The 6,582-nt window shown below is 36.0% G+C and carries 6 protein-coding genes; all 6 read right to left on the bottom strand.

Going from position 1 to position 6,582, the window contains the following annotated elements:
• Nucleotides 1-1,326, bottom strand: a 1,326-nt coding sequence (locus VFS71_RS14200; protein ID WP_326402040.1) for a hypothetical protein, incomplete at its 3' end; no start/stop codon positions are given.
• Nucleotides 1,327-1,410: 84 nt separating this feature from the next.
• Entirely contained in the window at nt 1,411-2,640 is a 1,230-nt protein-coding gene (locus VFS71_RS14195; RefSeq protein WP_326402038.1) for a hypothetical protein, read from the bottom strand.
• A gap of 141 nt (nt 2,641-2,781) precedes the next feature.
• Nucleotides 2,782-3,432, bottom strand: a complete 651-nt coding sequence (locus tag VFS71_RS14190; protein WP_326402037.1) for a hypothetical protein — start codon at nt 3,430-3,432, stop codon at nt 2,782-2,784.
• Between the two features lie 1,051 nt (nt 3,433-4,483).
• On the bottom strand, nt 4,484-4,957 hold the full coding sequence (locus VFS71_RS14185) for a cyclophilin-like fold protein (RefSeq protein ID WP_326402036.1): 474 nt from the start codon (nt 4,955-4,957) through the stop codon (nt 4,484-4,486).
• Nucleotides 4,958-6,001, bottom strand: a complete 1,044-nt coding sequence (locus tag VFS71_RS14180) for an alpha/beta hydrolase (RefSeq protein ID WP_326402035.1) — start codon at nt 5,999-6,001, stop codon at nt 4,958-4,960. It lies immediately after the preceding gene.
• A gap of 11 nt (nt 6,002-6,012) precedes the next feature.
• Nucleotides 6,013-6,573 carry a DapH/DapD/GlmU-related protein gene (locus VFS71_RS14175; RefSeq protein WP_326402041.1) on the bottom strand — a complete coding sequence of 187 codons (561 nt, stop codon included), beginning with the start codon at nt 6,571-6,573 and terminating at the stop codon, nt 6,013-6,015.
• Between the last annotated feature and the right edge of the window lie 9 nt (nt 6,574-6,582).

Below are 6,582 nucleotides of genomic sequence, written 5' to 3'. Positions count from 1 at the left end.
TTCTTTGGGGCCTATCATGGTTTTAGTGCCTTTTTCTAATCTAAAAGGTCCAAACCTTAGCTGTTTTCCTTGATTAATTTCATCTTCAAACCATTTAATGAGTTCTGGATCAGTAGTTGTAAATTTTATATCCTTAGCAAGTAGAGCTGTTGTGGGCAATACGGGCATTACCCCTATGGCAGGGTCATTGCCAGCTACAGATCCTCCTGAAGATATTTCAATTCCGAATCCAATACTCATGGGAGACCAGCGCCACGTTCTGGAATAAAATACATTGCTATCCATCCAAGGTCTTATTATATTTATGCGTTTAAAAGAGCAGGAAAAATTATAGTCAGTATTAGTTCCAGAGGCTTTGAAATACGTTTCTTTTTCTGGAGACTTTTCATTCCATGAAGCAAGCATATTTGTTGGCTTGTGCCTGGAATTATACCCTGGTGAGGGTTTTGGAAGAGGTGAAACCCCGTCAAAAGAAGAACTTCCTTGAGTGTTCAAATGACCAATTGGCATAATTTTTGAATTTTGGCAACAGCAGAATTTTGGAAGCATTCCTAAGCCACCAGACCTGGACTGCTTATCATAATCATTTTTATCAAAAATGAATGGTGTCCAGAGTTCAGCTTTAAACCAGTCCTCATATTTGGGGACACTGTCATAATACTGATAGGTACTTCCATCATCCAGTTCACCCGTATATTGAGCATATCGTTTATTTAAGTTGTTCCAATAGACATACCTTTCCTTAGCCTGAAGCTGTTCAATAGTAGCCAATGCTTTCTCAACCTCAGTTTTGTAGCCCTTGTTTAACCAGTCATTATCAGCGGTTTCATAATTCTTTATTACATCATCGGGAACCTTTTTTCCTCCATTTTTTTCTGTTGATTTAGCGGTTTCCAAATCATCTTTAGCACAATAAAAATTGCTTGAATATTTTTGATAAGCTAGAAATTCTTCTGTTGGCTCACCACCATAAATAAGTAAATTTTCCGCTTTCAATAACTCCTCCTTTTCAAGTGCAGTTAATTCAGTAATAGCAGTTTCTTTGCCATCAAGTATTAATTTATAAACATCAGAAACCGATGCCGCTTTGCTTGTAGCAACATAACTGCATTCTAAAGTAAGATTTAAAAAATTGCTTATGTAATATTGGTCTTTTTTATTAGACGGATCTAAATTGGTTTGGACAGTAATCCCAGGGATTTGAATGGATAGCAATGACGAAGGATTATTTCCAACGACGCCAAATTGGCTAAAAGAAGCAGCCATTTTGCTATACAGTTGAGAAGTCTGGACTGTATCTTCTTGTTGTTTTACGGGAGAATTCATTATGTTGTTGCATTAATATTAAACAAATAAGGAGCAAGTCATTAGTCCTGCTCCTAAATTTTTAGTTTTCTTTATTAATAATTCTTAGGAAGCCCAAGGCAAATTTGGGTTTGGATCTGGCAACTTAGGCAGAACCTGGCTAATAGAGGCAATAATCTGAGTGTCTTTGATCACTATTTTGTTGCCCGCAATAGTGCCTTGAATCTTATGTTCGTTTTCTCCATAACTGACTCTTCCGGAAATGCTAAAAGGACCAATGCCTACTGTAGCAGATGCTTCGACATTTCTTTTAAGTACTTCTTCAACAGTATTAGTGAACTGCCCGATGATTTCAACATTTCTTGCTAAAATATAGGTGGTTGGCAAGGTTACAAAAGGACCGCTAGGTTTAATGCCTTCTACAATGCTTCCTCCTGACGAATATTCAGCTGCTGGAGCGCTTGGCGAAAACTTCCAAGCTTTACTGTTAAACAGTAAAGGATTCATCCAAGGGCGAGTAATAGTAACTCGCATTAATTCACATTTGAAAGTCAGATTCGTTTCATTTATTTTAGTGTAGCCCTTATCTTCTTTGTAAGAACCTTCTCCTTCTATAGATACAATACCATAATCAAAACCTATGTTACCTGCCGCTGCAATTGAAGTAGAAGTAGATTGGTTGTCCAGATCTTTTTGATTGAATTCAAACTTCGTCCAGCCTTCTTCTTTATGCCAATTTTTATAAGATGGAGCCATAGTGACAGGGCAAAATTCCATGCCGTCATCAAGAATTCCTTGATTGTCTGCGTATTGTTTATTTAGTTTTTCCCAAAACGCAGCACCTTCCATCGCTTGATATTGTGCAATGATAGCAACATTAGTGTCTTGCTGTACTCTGCCTGCAGCAGTCCAAGCATTCCAAGCATTATCTTTTACAGCTTTCAGCCTTGATGATGGCTTAGGCAATAAGGGATCATTATTGTATGTACACCAAGCTTCATTATAGGCATCCAAGGCATCCAAATATGAATACATGGCTTTATCACACTTCTCTTTTAAAGAATCATAACTTACAATTGCTTCATCAAGTTTTTTCTTTTCTGCTTCTTTAATGCTGGCTAAAGGAAATAGTTTATAGTCCAATATACTTTTATAGGCACCAGAAACAGACAGAGTAACTGGAGAATAAGTAGTATTAAACTCGCTAGCTGTATCAAAAATTTGTGATATTTCCTTATTATCAGCTGGCTTTGTTTCCGGATCTAGCCCAGTGGGAATATATTGTCCTGGGTTTAGCACTGATAAAAGCGATTCGCCAAGCTTCAGTTCACCCATGGGGGTACTAACGCCTAAAGCTATGGCAATTTTAGAATAAAGTTTTTCGTAAAGAGCTACGTTGTAGTCTGTATCAGTCAGTTTATTTTCCATTTTTTTCTTAGTTTTTTAATTAATAGTATTTTGTAAAAATTGTATTCGTTAAGGTAATTTTGAAATTAGAACATGGTGAGTGGTCTTCTCGTCCCTTTTTCGTTCAATGAGCACATAATATTCCACAGAGTGGAGTGGAGATGCAGCATAAGAGGCATTTCCCTTTAAGGCTTCAGCCTCATTGCGTGAAATGTTTTTAAACTTCCATTCATTTTGATCATAATATAACACAGCAAAAGGCTGATCACTTGGCAGGCGAAGTTTAAAAGTTACAGGAAGTTCTCCAAGGTTATACCCAGTTAGTTTAAGCATTTGTGTTTCCGTATGAGTATATTCAACTCCATCACGTGCTTTATTGTTATGCCAAGAACATTCGGGCATCAGGTAACAAGTGCCGCCATTTGCAACTTGACCATTGGAATTTGTAGTCATATGCCCCCCTACTGAGAACTCAGGATGCACACCCTCAGCATTTGGATTTGTTACATAACAATTATGATCAATTCCATTATCTTTAAGTAATTTTTTCCAGGTATCTCCTTCATGACCTGGAACTTTTTTAGGATCATGAGTGCTGCCGTCTACATTGTAAAGGTTAGCATTAATTGTTACAACGGCTGCTCCAGTTGATTCTACGCGATAATTTTGTAACGTGTCGACAAACGCTTTAATAAGTTCTAAATCTTTAATTTCTTCCATAGTTGTTAGTATTAGTTAGATTATATTTATGCTATATTTTAAATGGTTCTTCAAATGCGCGATTTTGAAATCAAAAAAAACGCAATCAGTTTTTTGACTAGATGACAAATGCAAAGTATGGTGAAGCTCTTTTAGTATTTAAATATTCAATTTACATCATAATACTTTGATTTTCTTGCACTTAACAAACTTAAAATTGATAAAATAATGAATTGATTTATGAAAAAATGTTATGAAATAGTAGATTTATAGATACAAAAGCAGGAATTGTATGTACGAAATAAGTAAGTGACTTCGTAAATATGCAGAAACATCTTTGTAAAATGAAGATTATTGTTCAAAATTGTGTTTCTGATGAAGAAAGAAACTATTGACAGCGAACTGGGGTTATTTGGCCACAGATTTCAAGAAAGTGGTGGGACTTTACTTTGCCTGTTTGCTATCGTTCGGGAGACAAAGCGTTGCTAACTTTTTTTTAACCATAAATTGCACAAATTCAAATAACTTTAATCTAATTGCACATTTTTTTTCAAAATTTACAATTTGTGGTCGAAATAAGATGCGTATTAAAATGTAATTAGATAGAATTGAGGATGGAACCGGACATTTGCATAGCGTAGAGACTGACACTTCGTATAGCTGGGGTATTTTTAGTATAAAAACACTATTTTTACTGCTAAAGCAGTAAATTATATATAAATCATTGAAGATTGATTAAAAAAATAGTGACAACTCCTGTTTTTACTGTCATACCGGTAATCATTGGAGCAAAAAAAATATAAATCAACTGTGGTACTTGAGAAATTTTTAAAAGAATTCAAAAAAGTTTCAGTAGAAGAATCAAAAAAAAAAAAGGTCTCAACTAATAGCCCTTTGGATTTTTCCATAGGCCTTTTTTGTTTTCCTCTAAAACGGTAGGATGCAGTATTCATACACTATCTATACTTTACCCATGCTTTATCCATACACCCTGTCTCGTCCTGAAATAACTATACAGGTTATTAAATAAATCCTGTTATAGGCTGTATTTCTTGTGGATTTAGTTTTTCCGTTATTCCAATTCAAAAGTAACGGTTACGTTTCCTGAACCTAATGCAGATGCTAAACCTGTTACATCATCTATCCTTCCCAATTTTGTGTAGCTGTATGATGTCGAAAAAGTTTTGTAAAACAGCACCAACGTTTTTGAACCGTACAACATCAAGTCACCATTTTTTATAGCTCCAGAATTGACCGAATTTGTGGGAAGACCGCCTGCCAAATCATAATATTTCTCGTTACTGTTTAGTTCAATCATATTGATAATCAAAGGCAACATTTGCTTAAATGCCTTTGTCGAATTATTATCCAAAAGCGTAGCTGTAAAGGTTTGTGAATTAACCTTTATTTTGATTTTTCCGCTTGTCATATCGTTATTATTTTCTGTATTGATATTGTTATCGTTTTTATCGCAAGACCAAGCACTACTGATAAAAACGATATAAAAGTTAAGAGAATTAAAAACGAATGTTTCATAATGCTGCATTTATTTTAAATGCTCTTTGAAAAATGTTTCCAATTTGTCGAAAGGAATAATTTCAACCCTGTCGTACAAATCAACGTGAACAGCTTTAGGAATAATCATCAGCTCTTTTGGTTCTGCTGCTGCTTTGTAAATATCTTCGCTGAAATAACGAGAGTGTGCTTTTTCGCCTGCTATAATTAAAACAGGTCGTGGCGAAATTTCTTTAATGTATGTCAGTATTGGCATATTCATCAACGAAAATGCACTGGTAGCTGTCCACGATCCGTTTGAATTTATTGAACGCTGGTGGAAACCTCTTGGAGTGCGGTAGTAATCAAAATAATCTTTAACAAATTGCGGTTCGTTGCCTTTTAATTTCTCTGCATTAGAACGATTTCCTGATGCTGGTGTTCCAGCTTCTGCGTCTTTCCAACGTTGTTGGCTCATTTGCTCCAACGTTTTTGTGCGCTCTTCTAATGTTACTTTGTCGTAATAGCCTTTTGATGCGGCTCGTGGTATATCGTACATACTTGTTGTCGCAACGGCTTTTACTCGTTTGTCCACAGCAGTTGCATTTAAAGCAAATCCACCAAATCCACAGATTCCGATGATGCCTATTTTATTTCTGTCAACATTCTTCTGAATACCAAGAAAGTCAACTGCTGCACTGAAATCTTCGGTGTTGATGTCAGAGGAAGCCAAATTGCGGTATTCGCCACCGCTTTCGCCTGTAAAAGAAGGGTCAAAAGCAATTGCAATAAATCCACGTTCTGCCATTTGGTTGGCATATAAGCCCGATGATTGTTCTTTTACTGCTCCGAAAGGTCCGCTAATGGCAAGTGCAGCCAATGTTTCGTTGCCCTGATTTTTCGGAATGTACAAATCGCCTGAAAGTGTTATGCCATAACGATTTTTAAAGCTTACTTTTTGGCGTGTTACTTTATCGCTTAGTTTAAAAGTATAATGTTCAGTTGTATTCATTTTTTCAGATTTAGATTTTCCATTTTGTGCAAATGATTGTCCTGTTATGAATATCATCATTGCGATAACAAAAGATTTTTTCACTTTATTTATATTTAAATTGTTTTTAAAAATTTTGCAGGAATTCCACCTACAATGGTATTGTCGGGTACATCGTTTGAAACTACCGCTCCTGCGGCTACGATAGCATTTTCACCAATGGTTACGCCTTGCAAAATGATAGCTCCCGCACCAATCCAAGCGTTTCTCTTGATGTGAATGTGTCCGATCGTTAGTGAATGTCTGTTTTCAGGCGAAACAGGATGTCCTTCAGACAACAGGCTGACTTTCGGCGCAATCAGTACGTTATCTTCTATGGTAATTCCTCCCAAATCAAGAAAAACACAATCGAAGTTGATGAATACGTTTTTACCAATTTGGGTGTGCTTTCCGTAATTAATGTGTAAAGGTGTAAATACCGTAGTACTTTCATCAATTTCAGTATCCGTGATTTGACTTAATAAATCCCTGATTTCAGATGGGTTTGATGTATTATTCATCTGAACCAATAATTTCTTCGTAGCAAAAGAAGCTTCACGCATTTTATTAGCTTCAGGGTCGTTTGGCGAAATGGTTTCTCCGTTTTTTAGTCGCTCGAAAATATCTGTTGTTTGCATTGTCTTACA

Source organism: Flavobacterium sp., assembly GCF_035760125.1.
In the GTDB taxonomy this organism is placed as follows: domain Bacteria; phylum Bacteroidota; class Bacteroidia; order Flavobacteriales; family Flavobacteriaceae; genus Flavobacterium.
This window is presented reverse-complemented; position numbering and strand designations above follow the sequence as displayed.

What these genes read in the sequence shown, in the direction of transcription:
- VFS71_RS14195 (WP_326402038.1), bottom strand. Translation starts at nt 2,640, where the DNA reads ATGGGTGAACTGAAGCTTGGCGAATCGCTTTTATCAGTGCTAAACCCA.
- VFS71_RS14190 (WP_326402037.1), bottom strand. Translation starts at nt 3,432, where the DNA reads ATGGAAGAAATTAAAGATTTAGAACTTATTAAAGCGTTTGTCGACACG.
- VFS71_RS14175 (WP_326402041.1), bottom strand. Translation starts at nt 6,573, where the DNA reads ATGCAAACAACAGATATTTTCGAGCGACTAAAAAACGGAGAAACCATT.
- VFS71_RS14185 (WP_326402036.1), bottom strand. Translation starts at nt 4,957, where the DNA reads ATGCAGCATTATGAAACATTCGTTTTTAATTCTCTTAACTTTTATATC.